General features: G+C 41.2%; 18 protein-coding genes and 3 pseudogenes. 19 read left to right on the forward strand and 2 right to left on the reverse strand.

Annotated elements, in window-relative coordinates:
- Nucleotides 1-260: 260 nt before the first annotated feature.
- From H1230_RS12455 to H1230_RS12480, 6 genes are all read left to right on the forward strand, one after another.
- A complete protein-coding gene (locus tag H1230_RS12455; RefSeq protein ID WP_239715764.1) occupies nucleotides 261-641 on the forward strand; it encodes an Imm50 family immunity protein in 381 nt (126 codons plus the stop codon).
- A 292-nt stretch (nucleotides 642-933) separates the two neighbouring features.
- On the forward strand, nucleotides 934-1,368 hold the full coding sequence (locus tag H1230_RS12460) for a hypothetical protein (protein WP_239715765.1): 435 nt from the start codon (nucleotides 934-936) through the stop codon (nucleotides 1,366-1,368).
- Between the two features lie 845 nt (nucleotides 1,369-2,213).
- On the forward strand, nucleotides 2,214-2,690 hold the full coding sequence (locus tag H1230_RS12465) for a YxiF family protein (RefSeq protein ID WP_239715766.1): 477 nt from the start codon (nucleotides 2,214-2,216) through the stop codon (nucleotides 2,688-2,690).
- A 466-nt stretch (nucleotides 2,691-3,156) separates the two neighbouring features.
- Complete coding sequence (locus H1230_RS12470) at nucleotides 3,157-3,375, forward strand: hypothetical protein (protein WP_239715767.1); 219 nt, start codon at nucleotides 3,157-3,159, stop codon at nucleotides 3,373-3,375.
- 19 nt (nucleotides 3,376-3,394) lie between these two features.
- A complete protein-coding gene (locus tag H1230_RS12475; RefSeq protein ID WP_239715768.1) occupies nucleotides 3,395-3,799 on the forward strand; it encodes a phosphoribosylaminoimidazole synthetase in 405 nt (134 codons plus the stop codon).
- Between the two features lie 274 nt (nucleotides 3,800-4,073).
- Nucleotides 4,074-4,235 carry a hypothetical protein gene (locus tag H1230_RS12480; protein WP_239715769.1) on the forward strand — a complete coding sequence of 54 codons (162 nt, stop codon included), beginning with the start codon at nucleotides 4,074-4,076 and terminating at the stop codon, nucleotides 4,233-4,235.
- An 11-nt stretch (nucleotides 4,236-4,246) separates the two neighbouring features.
- Here H1230_RS12480 and H1230_RS12485 read toward each other — a convergent pair.
- Nucleotides 4,247-5,808: pseudogene (locus H1230_RS12485) on the reverse strand (IS3 family transposase).
- A 318-nt stretch (nucleotides 5,809-6,126) separates the two neighbouring features.
- Between H1230_RS12485 and H1230_RS12490 the strand changes: the two are divergent.
- The gene (locus H1230_RS12490) at nucleotides 6,127-6,300 is read left to right on the forward strand and encodes a hypothetical protein (RefSeq protein WP_239715770.1); all 174 of its coding nucleotides are present in this window, start codon (nucleotides 6,127-6,129) and stop codon (nucleotides 6,298-6,300) included.
- Nucleotides 6,301-6,315: 15 nt separating this feature from the next.
- Nucleotides 6,316-6,672 (forward strand): Imm10 family immunity protein, encoded by a 357-nt coding sequence (locus H1230_RS12495; protein ID WP_239715771.1) that lies wholly within the window; start codon nucleotides 6,316-6,318, stop codon nucleotides 6,670-6,672.
- On the opposite strand, the gene H1230_RS12500 is transcribed toward H1230_RS12495, so the two are convergent.
- Nucleotides 6,622-7,974 (reverse strand): IS4 family transposase, encoded by a 1,353-nt coding sequence (locus tag H1230_RS12500; protein WP_239714794.1) that lies wholly within the window; start codon nucleotides 7,972-7,974, stop codon nucleotides 6,622-6,624. The two genes, H1230_RS12495 and H1230_RS12500, sit on opposite strands and share 51 nt — an antisense overlap.
- A 496-nt stretch (nucleotides 7,975-8,470) precedes the next feature.
- Between H1230_RS12500 and H1230_RS12505 the strand changes: the two genes are divergently transcribed.
- The 11 genes and pseudogenes from H1230_RS12505 to H1230_RS12555 all read left to right on the forward strand — a co-directional run.
- The gene (locus tag H1230_RS12505; protein WP_239715772.1) at nucleotides 8,471-8,773 is read left to right on the forward strand and encodes a hypothetical protein; all 303 of its coding nucleotides are present in this window, start codon (nucleotides 8,471-8,473) and stop codon (nucleotides 8,771-8,773) included.
- A gap of 11 nt (nucleotides 8,774-8,784) precedes the next feature.
- Nucleotides 8,785-9,039 (forward strand): suppressor of fused domain protein, encoded by a 255-nt coding sequence (locus H1230_RS31610; protein ID WP_481857170.1) that lies wholly within the window; start codon nucleotides 8,785-8,787, stop codon nucleotides 9,037-9,039.
- 565 nt (nucleotides 9,040-9,604) lie between these two features.
- On the forward strand, nucleotides 9,605-11,182 hold the full coding sequence (locus H1230_RS12510) for an RHS repeat domain-containing protein (RefSeq protein WP_239715773.1): 1,578 nt from the start codon (nucleotides 9,605-9,607) through the stop codon (nucleotides 11,180-11,182).
- Nucleotides 11,183-11,215: 33 nt separating this feature from the next.
- On the forward strand, nucleotides 11,216-11,458 hold the full coding sequence (locus tag H1230_RS12515; protein ID WP_239715774.1) for a hypothetical protein: 243 nt from the start codon (nucleotides 11,216-11,218) through the stop codon (nucleotides 11,456-11,458).
- Between the two features lie 87 nt (nucleotides 11,459-11,545).
- Nucleotides 11,546-11,773, forward strand: a pseudogene (locus H1230_RS12520) (IS110 family transposase); the annotation flags it as partial.
- A gap of 373 nt (nucleotides 11,774-12,146) precedes the next feature.
- Nucleotides 12,147-12,332, forward strand: a complete 186-nt coding sequence (locus H1230_RS12525) for a hypothetical protein (RefSeq protein WP_239715775.1) — start codon at nucleotides 12,147-12,149, stop codon at nucleotides 12,330-12,332.
- Between the two features lie 437 nt (nucleotides 12,333-12,769).
- Nucleotides 12,770-14,266 carry an RHS repeat-associated core domain-containing protein gene (locus tag H1230_RS12530; protein WP_239715776.1) on the forward strand — a complete coding sequence of 499 codons (1,497 nt, stop codon included), beginning with the start codon at nucleotides 12,770-12,772 and terminating at the stop codon, nucleotides 14,264-14,266.
- Nucleotides 14,267-14,370: 104 nt separating this feature from the next.
- A complete protein-coding gene (locus H1230_RS12535) occupies nucleotides 14,371-14,886 on the forward strand; it encodes an EbsA family protein (RefSeq protein WP_239715777.1) in 516 nt (171 codons plus the stop codon).
- Nucleotides 14,887-14,889: 3 nt separating this feature from the next.
- Nucleotides 14,890-15,072, forward strand: coding sequence for a hypothetical protein (locus H1230_RS12540; protein ID WP_239715778.1), 183 nt, complete (start codon nucleotides 14,890-14,892; stop codon nucleotides 15,070-15,072).
- A 78-nt stretch (nucleotides 15,073-15,150) separates the two neighbouring features.
- Nucleotides 15,151-15,696, forward strand: coding sequence for a hypothetical protein (locus tag H1230_RS12550; RefSeq protein ID WP_481857171.1), 546 nt, complete (start codon nucleotides 15,151-15,153; stop codon nucleotides 15,694-15,696).
- 31 nt (nucleotides 15,697-15,727) lie between these two features.
- A pseudogene (locus H1230_RS12555) lies at nucleotides 15,728-16,042 on the forward strand (RHS repeat-associated core domain-containing protein); the annotation flags it as partial.
- Nucleotides 16,043-16,153: the final 111 nt, after the last annotated feature.

Genomic DNA, 16,153 nt, shown 5'->3' on the forward strand with positions numbered 1-16,153 from the left:
TCGCAGCAAACGACGGTATACAATTTTGAAGTCAAAAATTTCAACTCTTACTTTGTATCTGATCTTGGGGTTTGGGTGATGTTAGTCGTAACGGTGCTCTGAATCAAGCAAAAAGAGATGCAGGTATACCGAGGAGTCAACGCCCTGAAGCGTTAAATAAAGTGGACATGCGCTCAGCACAACATGAAGGCGGACATGTAATTAAAGATTCAAATGTACGCAGGAACATTATCCATTTAAGAAATAGAGGTGGTTAAGAAATGTGGTATGAAGTTTTGGGAATGAACAATTTTCTAGTAAGTTTGTATGCACATGTACCTGAACTTGAGGACGTTCGTATTGCTGAAGTAAACATCCACGATGAAGGACGTATTGTTGCAGTTAAATTTGACATGCCTTATTATGCCGAACGTCCGCCCAAGAAATGGGTGGAATTAGGCAACAATACTGTTGCTGTAAGAATTGACTTGTCGGCTGTACAAGAAATTACAATTAACTCCAGTTCATTAGATTACAGGGGAAATATTGAAATCTTCAAGGATGAAGCCGAATTAATTGTAGTTAAAATTACTGGAACGATTAATGCTCTAATGAAGGCCGAATCAGGATTTATTCAATCTATTACTGGCTATTCTAATTAGATAAATGCCCTAAATGGCTAGTTATAGTATGTAAAGCAAAAAAGTATAAACTAAAGACGCTTTAGCGTACATTGAACAGGTCAATTATGGTCAGCTACCACCATGATTAACCGTTTATTTGTTATCTTCGCTTTCTCATGGATTTTCAATTCTGTTGAAACCCTAAGTTAGGCTACTTCATTATAATGAGGATGAGTAGGACAAGAAACGCAACTTTTAAGATGAAGAGTAAGTTAATTATAGCAAAGGTAGTAAAATAAACAGTAGTTAAATCGAGTTTTGAGGTGAACCTATGAAGAGAGAGAATCCAGTAGATGAGTTTCAAACGGTATATTTTATTACTGATTGGTGGGACGGGCCAAAAGCTGGATTTGCTGATTTTAATGGTACTGTTCATTGTTTTGAACGAGTATTTGATGACGTGAACGATGAATGGTCAAATTTGTATTTGATAAGACCTGTTTCAATTGAGGAATATTCACTACAGATTGAATCCTATCAGTTATTTTTAGATTGGACAAATGATAAGAGTTCAACAAGAATACATCCTACGTTAGACATAGAGAACAAAAGATATCATGAAGTAGAGCAACTTTTAGCTGAATTCAAACTTCAATTTTATAGTGAAAAGTACATTGGAGAATTCATATTAATAGCTAAAGATGAAAAAGAAAATGCAATCATGATAAATGACTTCAATTCTAAAGTAAAGTGGATAAGCGGATGATATAGGGGGAATTCAGGAGCTCTGAAGGCTAAGTCACTCACTTAAGGCAATAGCCCTGATAACCCATTATATAAACGAGGGATAGGGTTGGTCTTCTGAATACTTTGAAGTTAATGAAGTTGGATTAAATAAACTTCTTGATAGAAGCCTACTCAATGTACCGGGAATTATGCATCAGTACGGAAGGGTGAGTATGATTACTTTGTTAAAGGGTTTAGGTACTATTATTTCTGGATTTTCTATATTGTGGATTGCTTCTTCGATGGTAGCGAAGAGAGGAGATGGATTTATTCGTGTTTATATTCCACTTTGGCTAAGCAATATTTTATTTTTCCGGAGATTCCAAAACAAGGTTCCACTGTTATCAATTATTTTTCAGTTTTGGTTATATTTCTGTTTATTGTATTGTTTTCTAATATATTTAATGAAAATCTTATCATTTAACGAGTACGTAGAACTAAATAGGGCTTTCTTAATTATTAGTTTATGTGGTTATGTCTTTTTCGTCTTAATTGATATTGCAGCCCATGAATTGAGAAATAAAAGACGAAGACGATAAATTTCTCAGTTTTATATTCGAAACGTTTCAGATTGAATAATAAAATATCTTGCAGCGTTTATGCTATCTTGGGCCTGTACTCAAACTGTACAACTCGCAGAAATCTAGTAAAGATAAGTTTATTTGTTCGTTGATAATCCAGTTCAACATAAAGAGCAATTATCTAACGGAACAATACAAACTGGCCATCACCGAGATCGAGAAAGAGACGCGGCAAACGACAGTCTACAATTTCGAGGTCAAAGATTTCAAAAGGATTTAAAAAAAGGTAGGTGATTCATTCGTAATGAGTAAAGAGGAGAGAAATCAGAAGATTTTAGAATTAAGATTAAGAAATGAAAGAAAGAATATTGTAAAAAAGCTAAATCAGATTTCCCCCAATTTATCGCTTGATAGTTTTCTAGGATTAGAACAGACGAAGGAAATAAAGGAACTGGTATACCAATATATAGACGATAATTCGTCTCAACAAGAAAAACTGTCAAAAGGTACTGTGGTAACCATCGATAAATTGATGTCTGTAAAACCGGTGTTTGACAACTTTCTTAACGAAACAGCTTATTTACTTTTTGATAAAGATAGAGATATAGGAGCGATTACAACTAAATTAAATGACATTTACCTCAATATTGAATCTATTTTAGATTTCACTGAATTCTCAAAGGATTTTAGCGACTTAATAGTTGTAGGTCGTCAGTTTTGTTTTGGTTTGTGTATTGAGAGGCAGGAATATAACAACATTTTTGTTTACTGGACAAAGTAATTTTTCAACCTTGATTGGCTTCGTGCCTTTCAAGGTTTTACCCAGTATGCCTATGAAGATGGGTTTGGTCGTCTGACACTACTGAAACATCTGAAAGGCAGCACGATCCTGAACCAGTACAACTATACCTATGATAACAACGGGAATATTACAGAGCGGACCTCCACTGTTAAACTGTAACTTTCGGCTATGATGAGTTGGACCGGATCATCGCCAGCAGCGAAGCCAATGAACAGTATAGCTATGATGTGAAGGGTAACCGGACGGTGCAATTGTCGACGGCTTCGAGCCTACACACGGACACGATGGATTACAAATACGACGGCGATGGCTTGATGCGGGAGAGGAACAACGCAGAACCACCCGGTTCTACTATGACGGGGAGAATATCATCGCCAAAGGCAGTATTTCTAGCAGTACCATTAGCTTTAAAGCCAGATATGTGCGCGGCTATCAGCTGATCAGCATGAAAAATCAGTGGGGTACGGTAGGCTATTATCTGGAGAATGGTCACGGTGACGTAGTGAACCTGTACACACAGGATCAGACGCTCTTGAACACCTACGACTATGATCTTTGGGGAAATCCTAAGGTCACGAAGGAGCTAGTATCTAATCCTTTAGCAGAAATACACTATCCATATTACAAAAATTCTGCCGAATTTGATGACTTTAAATTTAAATGAGAGGAGTAATAATAAATTTATGATAGTTAAGTGTATATATAATGCTGGTAAAGATTTACCTGAAGAAACATTAAAAATAATTCATTTTTCAACTACTATATTTCAATTGAATATAGGTAATGAGTATCCAGTCTATGGAATTGCAATTTGGAAGGGAACATTAAATTATTTGACTATGGATAAGTATTTAGATTTACCATCTTGGCATCCTGCTGATTTATTTGAAATAGTTGATAGTGAATTACGATATGAATGGCACCATAAATATTATGGTTTTACTGAGGGTGTGCATTTAAATGCTATTTGGGGATATAAAGAACTTGCTCAAGAAGAGGAACATTATACAGAACTTATTGAACGGGAAGATACTGCTATCCGTATCTTTTTAAAAAGAAAAAAAGAGTTTGAAGAGTATTCTCAATAAGTAGTAACGAAATCTTAAATAACTTTCTTAGAATTTGTGAGGAGAATTGCTATTTCAAATTTATAGCAACGGTAGAATACCCTACTGTGATATAGAAGGTGGAAGGCAATCTAAGCCAAAAGAATAATCGCAACTAATCGGAGGGATAGCCCGACTATTATATTGTCAGGACGTAACTGAACATTTTATAACGGGAAGTTCATGTGTTAAAGGCTAGCCACCAGCCCTCTAATTAAGCCCGAAATTCACCAAAAAATTCGGGAGGGGGCGGCACATGAAAGGGGTCACTGTATCCATTGACCGCATTGTCATTGACTTTTCAGACGTGTATTGGGACTTCTTCAACGAATTCCATAAACGATTTTGCCATTTCTACGGGGTCAGGATGACGGTGGGGGACACGGTAATTGTCAAGACAGTTGTCGTGATTTCATAGAATGTATGTAGTCATTTTAATTGTTCTTCATCGGTGTCCATAACTCCGTCTTTTTCAGGATTGAGCCATACTTTTTCATTCAGTTTCCAGTTGCGTGTCTCTCCAGACCAACGGCTAGGATTTTTCGCTTTTGCTGCCTCATAGACGTGCTTTCTCTTCTCAAAAATTTCTTCAGAAAGACCTGAATGTCTTTGATTGGGGGTTAAGAAATTTAACCCACTGTGGCGATGCTCGGTGTTGTACCAACGGACAAATCGTAGGGTCCATTCCCGTGCCTCATCCCTTGATCCGAAGCCTTTGAGAGGGTAGTTTGGGCGGTATTTACAGGTTCTGAAAATAGATTCCGCATAGGGATTGTCATTGCTGACTCGCGGTCTGCTGCGGGATGGAATAATGCCCAAACTGTATAACGTTTCAAGCAGAGTCGCGCCTTTCATAGGACTACCGTTGTCCGAATGCAGAATGAGCGGGCTTTTTCGAACGGCACATTGCTCACTCAACACGGTTCTCCGCATGAGCTGACTGGCATATTCGGAGGATTCTTCTTCCCAAATCTCCCAGCCTACGATTTTACGACTGTATAAATCGAGCACGAGATAGAGATAGTAAAACACGCCTTTGATCGGACCCTGCAACCAGCTAATATCCCACATCCAGACTTGATTGGGTGCGGTGGCGCAGTGGCTAGTCAGAGGTTTAGAGGTAGGCTTTAGGCTACGCCCACGGTGATGCTGTTGCTGATACTTGTGCATGACCCGATAAAAGGTAGACTCGGAACCGAGATAGATCCCTTGATCTGCGAGTCTAGGGACAATCTGACTGGGTGGTAAACTCTTAAATTCCACTTGATTGATTACGGAAACAATCTGCTGTACTTCGGGTTCGCTGAGTTGATGAGAAGGCGCTCGCTTAATGGCATGGGGTCGTTGATCTTCGAGCGGCGTTCGCTCACTACGCCAGCGCTGTAACGTTCGTTGGGTCAAAGAGAGCTCTAGACAAGCCTTTCTTTCTCTTGCTCCTGCCTGTACGGCTTCCCCGATAAGGGTGATGGCGATTTGACGATCTGAGGCAGGAATCATTCGTCCTCGGGGTCCCCCCAAATCGCTCGGGCCTTTTTTCGAAGCACCAGTAAGGCAGCGGTTTCGGCTAAGGCGGCCTCTTTTCGTTTTAACTCGCGGGCAAGGTTCTTGTTCTCTCGTTCTTTGTTACGTAGTTCTTTTTGCAGCCGGGTGGCTTGTTCAGCAACGCCTCCGTTGGCTTGCATACAGGCGTCACGCCAGGCTTCGATTTGTTCAACAAACAGACCTTTTGCTCGACAGTACTCAGACAATTCGATCTCACTTAGTGTGGCTGTCTCGACAACAATGGCGAACTTGTCTCGGGTGCTCCACTTCTCTGTTTCCTTTTCACCACCAGGGAAAACGCCACCGGTCGCCCGGGCTTCCTTCTGCCACTTATACAAGGTGCCTTCCCCGAGGCCGCTGTCCCTTGCGATCTGACTCACCGATTCATTGTTTGGGGGCATCATCCGCTGCATAATCCTATGTTTGAGTTCGTCACTGTATCTAGCCATTGTCGCTCCACCTCAGTCTCTCTTTTAATCTACTTTACATACTATTGAGAGGTACGACAACTAGCATGACACAGGGGGGACAGAGAATTTCAATACCGAATCAAAATCAATACGGGAGAATACTTCATGCACATCTCCTAAAAGTTGGTCTTTGCCCCGAAAACTCGAAAGAACACGCTAAGAATTGAAGTCTTTCCGAAATCGCTTGTTTACTTCCGTAATTGGCTCGAACAAATCCGAGAATATTCCAATCAGGTGTTGTTCGTGCGGTGTGATGTTGCATTTGACATTCCCGTTCCATTGAAGGACTTGTTCACGATGTCAACGAAGGGTCGTAAGCTACGGATGTTCAAAGGTACTCGTTATTACAACGCTAAACATCAACGTCAGGAGGATGGCTATTGTCGAGTGTATGACAAGAAGCGTCAGTTATCTGAGACATGGAGGCAGAATGGACTAACACAGAGATGGTCGGCAAACAATAAGGAATAAGAAACGGAGGTAAAAATGAATACAGAAATGAATGCAAATTTCCTATATGCACAAGTCGATGAAGAAATTGATGTGCTAATGATTGGGTTTACTGATGATGAGTTTGATACAAAAGAGTATATTTTGTTGCAAAAAACTCTAAATTCTAGTGAAGAAGATTTTGAAGAAAGATTTGATAAGATTCATATTACTTATAATGATGAGTCGCAGTCGTTATACGGTGGTATTTTGAAATTTTACTTTGCACTCAATCGTATAGAAATAACTCTGAATGTAGAGGCGACTGAGATATTGAATTGTACCTCTGTTATTGTTATTAACTCAACTTTCGCAGCTCAAATCTCTAAACAAACCCTTGATATAGCTGGGTAAACTAGAGATCCATTCCTCTAGTTGACAAAAAACGGACGTTTTGTTCTTCTTAGTATTGGCTTGGGACATTTCAAGAAATAAATTCATGAGTTGCTGGAGGGCGGTCTGATAATCCAGATCGCGGACTTCATCCGCGAAGAGAAAAAAGAGACCTCCAAGTGTTCGGTCATCACTCGATTGACGCCGTTCGTACTCCATCGCTAAATAACGGCTGAATACAATCGTTGTATGGCTAATCAGTTGATCGAAGGAACGACCTTGAAACTCGGTTCCCAGTTTCAAATAACTTTTGGTGACTTTGAAAAAGGTCTCTATACTCCAGCGCATGCCGTAGATTCGTACGATTTCAGCTGCATCTAGCGTCACATCTGTACTTAAAATCGCGAGCCATTCTCGTTTTTTATTTCGGTTGCGCACAAAAACAAGTTTCACGGGTAGACCGCAGGTCGTCTGTACGATGACAGAGCCTTTAATGTCTTTGGCATTCGATTTGGGAAGGCTTTGAAAGACTTCACGCAGCGTCATTCGTGTTCCTTGAACCAGATAGTGTTGTTTCATTTCCTTGACCATGCCAATCACACCAAGGCCTTTGCCGGTGAGCTGACGAAGGAGTGGAACTTGGGTAAACCAGCTATCCATAAGCACATAGTCGGCAGTGAATCCCGCTTTCAAAGCCCGTTCCAGCAAGGCGACAACGGCATCCGGCTTCCGAGAAAAAGCCTCCATTCGACGTTTGTACCCGGCGCTGCGTTTCGAGAGATTCGAAGCCATTTCGCAAATACGATTGGCCAGCTTGGCCGAAGAAAGCATGACAAAGTCAAGCGGAGCGAAGCTAAACCCGTCCGACCAGCCTAACGTTAACAGGGTGTAGCCTTTAATGAATTTGCCCGTGGAATGGTCAAATACTCGTGCCAGTAACTCTGCTTTTTTACTACGGTTTCGGCTCAACACGGAATCGTCAACGATGAATACTCGTACACGCGAAGATGAAATAAGCGATTCGAAATAGAGCACAATGCGAAGACTTAAGGTCTGCAAGAAGCGCCGCCAAGCAAAAGAAGCTTGATTTAAAAACCGATAGATAACATCTTTGCCTGGAAGATCTGCTCCACGGTCACTCTCTAGGAGTCGAAACCAGTTCTTACCTTCGAAGACTAAAGAGAAAACGATTTGAAAAACCGCGAGACTCGAAAGACCAAAGGATTTGGAAATACCTGCGTGTCGTAAGGTTTTCCCGATATGGAGAGTGACAAAAAGTTTGGAAAAGCGAGACTGTTCAGACAGGGAATGTTGTTGTAACATAGGGTTACGCACCTTTCTTGTTGGCATGGTTGATTCGACACTTCCATGATACCAAACAAGTAAGGTGTTTTTTGTCAATAGCAACAAAAGTATTGAATTCTTCTTACGCCCTCAAGGGTTTAAGACAATATTCCAGGTGCGAAAGTTGAGTTATTAATTATGACCATGAGAAAGTAGATATTAATGAGCTCCATAACTACCTTCTTCAGATGTTTTCTAATGAAAAGGACATATATAGTTACAATATTTAATTTTAGATACCTTGACTAGCTTCATGCCGGTTAGCGCATCTATGTCCTACATGTAATGCTGAAATGAAAGTGAAGTCATTTTCCGGGCAAAAAAGAGATTGGGATATTGATCATACTCCGGCATGGACAAATAGGAAATTCCCATCCAATATTACAAGAAAGAAGTTATAAATAATTACCAAAAAAGTAGTAGATTAAAATGTCTGGCTTGTAATCAAAAAGGAAATAGGAGGGATTGAGTTTTTGTGGAAAAATATACTGAATTCTTGGAAGATCATTTAGGCAAGATTGAATATGGTTGGAGTGAAGATAGCACAGGTAATGAAATGCCATTTCAAGTAGTAAAGTATAGTGATGGACCCTTTACTGGTTCTGTAACTTATTCAACCTTAGGATTGAGTAACGAGAAGTTAGTATCTTCCGTTTCAAAAAAGCAGATTAGGCAAGAGTTAATATTTGTTTCATATTCAACTTTTGGGGATGAGAATATACCTGGCATTCTCCAACAAGTGGGGTTAGAGGCAATGAAAATAATAATGCCTATTTAAGAGGAGATGTTATAGGGCCATATGGGACATTATTTGAAGGCTCAGAATTAGAAGCATTATATGTTACAATGCCAGTTTATTTCCCAGATTCATTTCATACATTTGATGGTGTTGGTGATGTATCGATAATTCAAGCGTGGCTAATACCAATTACATTTAATGAAGCGAATTTTATAAAGCAAAATGGATGGGAAGAGTTCGAGGATATGCTAGTGAATGTAGATCCTGATTTAATTAATTTTAAACGTGCAAGTTTCATTACTTAAGAGAGCTAAAATTTCATTAACCTTGATTGGCTTTATGCTTTTCAAACTTACCCCATGTAATACCGCTACAAGAATTTTTTGATTTCCTTTGTACGTACGTAAATGCTTGATGAGTATAAACTAATTAACGCTAAAGCGTTACACGAAACAGGTAGATTATGGTCAGACAGCACCATGATTAACCTGTTTTTTGTTATCTTCGCTTTCTTGCGTTTTTTCAAATTCAAAGTACACGGAAACTCACACTCAACTACTAAACCTACTGTAGGATATTCTATTAAAGACAAGAATAGCGGTGGGGGTGCTGAAGTATGGTGAAATCACAAGATGAGAAAAACGATATACACAGAAATGGTATAACTTAACAAAAGTGATTACTAAATACTGGGAGGTAGGGAAATGAAGTTTTTCATATCAATATATTCAGGTAAGGCAACATTGTAAGGACAGCCACCTTGCCCTCTAATATAGTCCGGAATTCGTTAAAAAATTTCGATTGGGTACTGAACATGGAAGGAGTAGAAGTTTCGATTGACCGCATTGTAATGTAAGCTCAAATCGCCGCATGAAACTATGGCTGGGTTGCATCGGCGTGACGGCGACCTTCACCTATTATAAGAATGGGTTGCGCAAGTCGATGACGGATGAGACCGGCACGACACAGTACCAGTGCAACCGGGATTCCACGCTGCGTAAAGTGACGTATCCGGACAGCAAGAAGGTACTCTACGAATATAACGAATCCGGCACACGTAAGAGCATGACCGACCCTTTTGGAGCGATCACGCTGTACCTGTATGACAATGATGACCGCATGACGAAGGTCTCTTTGAAAGAAAGCAGTACCGGCGCTGAAGCTACGCAAGCCCAATATACGTATACCGGCAGCGTGCTGGATACCATCACCTATGGCAATGGCCTAATTACCCAATATTTATATGAAGATGGGTTTGGTCGTCTGACAGGCATGAAACATCTGAAAGGCAGCACGATCCTGAACCAGTACAGCTATACCTATGATAACAACGGGAATATTACAGAGCGGACCTCCAACGGCCAAACGGTAACTTTCGGCTATGATGAGTTGGACCGGATCATCGCCAGCAGCGAAGCCAATGAACAGTATAGCTATGATGTCCAGGGTAACCGGACGGTGCAATTGTCGACGGCTTCGAGCCTGCACACCGACACGATGGATTATACCTATGATCAGGCCAACCCGTTGAAATCGGGCACTCGCAACGGAGTCGTCACCACCTATAAATACGACGGCGATGGCTTGATGCGGGAGAAGAACAACGGTAGCACCACCCGCTTCTACTACGACGGGGAGAATATTATCGCCGAAGGCAGTATTTCTGGCAGTGCGGTTAGCTTCAAGGCCCGGTATGTGCGGGGCTATCAGCTGATCAGCATGAAAAATCAATGGGGTACGGTAGGCTATTATCTGGAGAACGGTCACGGTGACGTCGTGAACCTGTACAAACAGGATCAGACGCTCTTGAACACCTACGACTATGACCTTTGGGGAAATCCTAAGGTCACCGAGGAGGCAGACCAGTACAGTAATCCTTTCCGCTACGCTGGTGAATATTGGGATACAAACACGGGCTTGCAGAACCTGCGAGCCAGATGGTACGATCCAAGCATTGGGCGCTTCATCACCGAAGATACATGGGAAGGACGAATTAACCATCCGGACAGCCAGAATCCGTATGTTTATGTGGTGAATAATCCGCTTAGATATGTGGACCCGAGTGGATTGAAAGCACAAGCATTTTTTAGTATAGAAGCTAGTGCTGATTTTTTTGCAGGTATTGGCGTAGAACTGAAAATTGATTCTGACGGAAAATTAACTTTCGGGGCAGAAGTAAGGCTTTCTGGAAATATAGGAGCAGAGGTCTCAGCTGGAATAGGGGGAACTTATAGTAAGGGGGATACTTCCAACAAATCGGGAAACTTTAATGGTGACACTGAAGTAGACGTAGGTGGTGGGAATTCTGCGGGATTGTCAGGGACTTTTAATGATTTTAATAATTATGAGATTTCAGGAGAGCTAAGAACAGGAATAGGTACACCTGGAACTAAAAACAGTTCATCTAACATGTCTAGGAATTATGAAAGTGTACTTTATGATTTTTGATGAGTTTTCTTTTTTAGAAAGTAGGAGGCAAATGTGAAGAATAAAAAAGTATATTTGATTGTGGGAATAGTGATTATTGGCATTATACTATTTATTTTTATCAGTCATAAATGGGACGGTATTGTGAACAAAGAGATTAACAATAAAATAGAATCTATTGGAGGGCAGGTTGAAAATATTGAGAAAATTGATGTGAGTAAAACGCCATTTAAGAAAGACAATGTGGGGGGATATATTTCGAAATCACATACGAACATCAAGGGAAACATAAAATAGCATATTATCGTAGACATAACTCATTAAATATTGAAAGTATTCCTTCAAAAGGAGCGCCCGTAGAATGGATTATTGAAGAATAGTAGGGTCATTGTCAATCCGCATCATGTACACAAAAGCAAAGAACTGGAAGACAATTCACCGACGAAAAACGACTATAAGGATGCAAAAGTCATTGTCGATTTGGTGCGAAACGGGGAGTACAGCGAACCGTAATTGCCGACGAACATCTATGCGGATTTGCGGATTCTCATGAATCTTCGCGTGAAGATCATGGTGAACCTCGGGCAGGTGCAAAGACGGATGCAGAACTGGCAGGAAGACAAAGGAAGCACGAAGCAGCCGCAGGAAACTAATCTATAAGGGCAACAACTCTGTAAAGGAGCAAGAAACGGCATCCACCTCTTGAGAGGCCGAACGAAGGATTGTAAGGGCAAAGACCCCGCGTGACATGTAAGGGTAAGCCGTCAAGAGACAGGTGTGGATATCCAAGATGCGATCATAGAACGTATCCGTGGGTTGGGGATCAATCCCCAACCTCTATTCCCGCCATCAGCTCTGTCAGAAAATAATGTCATCCTTACATGACTTCTCCAGCTCTCCAGCTCTCAATCTGTCAATGGATGAAAACTTGAGAACGAGTGAGCAAACAAGAGAAAATATTAATTTATAGTGGGAGGTGATTATATTGAAGACATTTGGAAGAGGAATGTTATATTCTATTATCCTGATAGTGATTTTACTTGTTATTTCTTTTCTTATAGGTGATGTTATAACTTTGCCTTGGTATGTGTTTATACCTCTAGTTTTTTTAGTTTGGGGGCTAGCCTTTTATCAATCTAAAAAAGAGAAGGGGAACATGACTGATAAATAGTAACAATTCTTAGCAAAAAATACAGGAATATAGGACTCGTGATTATTCACAGTCCTATTTTTTATATTTACACATCCAATTGACTAATATTAACTGCATGTTACCAAGAAAAGAAGATATGTGGAATTCCACTTCCATAAATCATCGTTAATGCTCCTAAAATAACTCCTGCGACTCTAGCAAAACGCTAGAAATTCTTGAATTTGGAGTCGTATGATCTAATTTCGCTCTTCTTCCAGTATATCTCTCATAGAGTATGATCTTCTTGCCAAAAATAAAGAAAACAGACTGAATTGATATTCCAATAAATCTAACAGCCTAATCAAGCAGAGACCATTCACTCATATAAGCACGCTCCTCTATACAGTCGATATGTAATTGACTTAGAAACTTCGGGGGAAGAACGGAGTAGCAGCAAGAATGGGTTGCGCAAGTCGATGACGGACGAGACCGGCACGACACAGTACCAGTACAACCGGGATTCCACACTGCGGAAAGTGACGTATCCGGACAGCAAAACGGTACTCTACGAATATAACGAATCTGGCACGCGTAAGAGCATGACCGACCCGTTTGGAGCGATCACGCTATACCTGTATGATAATGATGACCGCCTGACGAAGGTGTCTTTGAAAGAAAGCAGCACCGGTGCTGAAGCAACGCAAGCCCAATATACGTATACCGGCAGCGTGCTGGATACCATCACCTATGGCAATGGCCTAATTACCCAGTATGCCTATGAAGACGGGTTTGGTCGTCTGACGGGCATGAAACATCTGAAAGGCAGCACGATCCTGAACCAGTACAGCTATACCTATGATAACAACGGGAATATTACAGAGCGGACCTCCAACTGTCAAACTGTAACTTTCGGCTATGATGAGTTGGACCGGATCATCGCCAGCAGCGAAGCCAATGAACAGTATAGCTATGATGTGAAGGGCAACCGGACGGTACAATTGTCGACGGCTTCGAGCCTACACACCGACACGATGGATTATACCTATGATCAGGCCAACCCGTTGAAATCGGTCACTCGCAACGGTGTCGTCACTGCCTACAAATACGACGGCGATGGCTTGATGCGGGAGAAGAACAACGGCAGCACCACCCGTTTTTATTATGACGGGGAAAATATCATCGCCGAAGGCAGCATTTCTGGCAGTACGGTTAGCTTTAAAGCCAGATATGTGCGGGGCTATCAGCTGATCAGCATGAAAAATCAGTGGGGGACGGTAGGTTATTATCTAGAGAATGGTCACGGTGACGTTGTGAACCTGTACAAACAGGATCAGACGCTTTTGAACACCTACGACTATGACCTTTGGGGAAATCCTAAGGTCACCGAAGAGGCAGACCAGTACAGTAATCCGTTCCGCTACGCCGGTGAATATTGGGATACTAACACGGGCTTGCAGAACCTACGAGCCAGATGGTACGATCCAAGCATCGGGCGATTCATCACCGAAGATACGTGGGAAGGACGGATTAACCATCCGGACAGCCAGAATCCGTATGTTTATGTGGTGAATAATCCGCTTAGGTATGTGGACCCGAGTGGAAATTATTATTGGAGTGTGGCAGGAGCCATTGCTGGTGCAATAGGTAACGCTGGTTATCAATCTATTAAAGCAATATTAGCAGGAGACGATATATTAGCAGCAGCAGCAGCAGGAGGGCTGGTTGAAGGAGCAATAACTGGAGGGTTTGCAACGTCAGGAGTGCCTATTTTAATGGCTGCTTCCGGTGCTGTGGGAAGTGCGGTTGGAAATGCTGTTGAACAACTTGTGGCTAACGATGAACCTTTTAGTATTAGGGAGACTTTACTTGAAGGTTTTAAAGGGGGAGGAACTAACTTTGGAAATCCTACTAACAATGCTATCTCGTATGGAATAGATGCGATAGAAGTTGTTTTAGAAAGACTCTCAGACTAAAAAGTATAGATTACTAAATCAATTCACATGTTAGATCCTGGTTAAAGAACACTTGAATTTTCCAGGCTCTAATGTTAACCTTTGTCTAAAAGCGGGGCGATAATTTGCTTTATTTCTTTGACATCATTTCTCCAGTTGGAACTATTGCGATGGTAATTATAATTACTAGATATTTAGTTAAGAAAGCCGGTGAGGATGTGTCTGTCAGCTTAAGTAAATACACATTCCCATTATCATTTAGGACTCAAAAATGGTTATATGTGTGTGGTTGTTTTATTGTTTTAGTGGGGATGTCGGTGATCATAAAAGGATGGATTGAAGGAAATAATATTGGAATATGGATTGGTTTTGTTTTTATCTTTCTTAGTATTTTAGCAATGCTCTATCTCTTTAGAAGAGAGTATATACTTACTGAAAATAAGTTGATTATAAAGTCTCTTTTTAAAATAAAAGAAATAGATATGGATCAGATCAATAAATTGGAGTTAGTAAATCAGCATATTTATATCTATCTTGATAAGAAGACAAGAGTGGAGCTTGACCCCTTTGTAAGCGATATGTCTCTATTATTAAGTTTGATTAAAAAGTTGACTTTCCAATACGGTAAGAGGAGGATTTGAATTATGTCCATAAAAACCCAAGCAATGATTATTGGTTTATTTACAGGAATTGGCATTCCTGCTTTAGTTTGGTTATTATTTGACGAATGGTCCGTAAGCAGGAAGATTATTTATACTATTTTTGGTGTTGCTGTAGGTTTTGTTTCACATTACATGGCAATGCATACGAAAAGCGATAGAAAATAATTACATGAAGATAGGAAAGGCTCTTCAGAATAACCCATTCTGAACCAGTACAGCTACAATTACGATAATAACGGCAATATTACGCAGAGAGGTTCGAACGAACAGAGTGTAACGTTTGGCTACGATGAGCTGAATCGCATTATCTCTAGCAGTGAAGCCAATGAGCAGTACAGTTATGACAAGAAGGGCAACCATCTGACCCTGCTGTACACGGCACCGGATCTTCACACCGATACCATGGAGTATACCTACGACAAAGCCAACCAACTGAAATCAGTTACCCGCAACGGAGCAGTAACGACTTATAAATATGACGGCGACGGGCTGATGCGGGAGAGAAACAACGGTAGCACCACCCGCTTCTACTATGACGGAGAGAACATCATTGCGGAAGGTAGCATATCCGGCAGCAACGTCAGCTTCAAGGCCCGATATGTGCGCGGCTATCAGACTCTCAGCATGAAGTATCAAGGGGAACCGTGTCACGGTGATGTGGTTAATCTATACAAGAAGGACCAGTCACTCCTGAATACCTACGACTATGACCTTTGGGGAAATCCTAAGGTAGCGGAGGAGCGGACCAGTACGGAAACCGTTCCGCTATGCCGGAGAGCACTGGGATGAAGGCACCAGCTTTTAGAACCTACGCGCACGGTGGTACGATCCAAGCATCGGAAGGTTCATCACCGAGTATACGTGTGATGGACGGGTGAACCACCTGGATAGCCAGAATCCGTATATTTATGTCATCAATAATCCGCTAATTTATGTCGATCCGAGTGGTCATATTTTGAATACCATAGTGGACGCTGCATCTTTTGTATATGACGCGTATGAATTTGTAAAAGATCCGAGTTGGTCCAATGCAAGTTATGTAGGTTTGGATGTCCTGTCAGCTGCTGTACCCTTTGTGCCTAGTGGCAGTTCGGCAATTCGAGCAGCGTTACTCAAACCCAAAGATGTTTTCTAATGAAAAGGACATATATAGTTACAATATTTAATTTTAGATACCTTGACTGGCTTCATGCCATTCAAGGTTTTTCTTTTGGTGGGGGCGGGTGACGAATGAACCCATCATTCA

Origin of the sequence: Paenibacillus sp. 19GGS1-52, from assembly GCF_022369515.1 — a bacterium.
In the GTDB taxonomy this organism is placed as follows: domain Bacteria; phylum Bacillota; class Bacilli; order Paenibacillales; family Paenibacillaceae; genus Paenibacillus_AQ.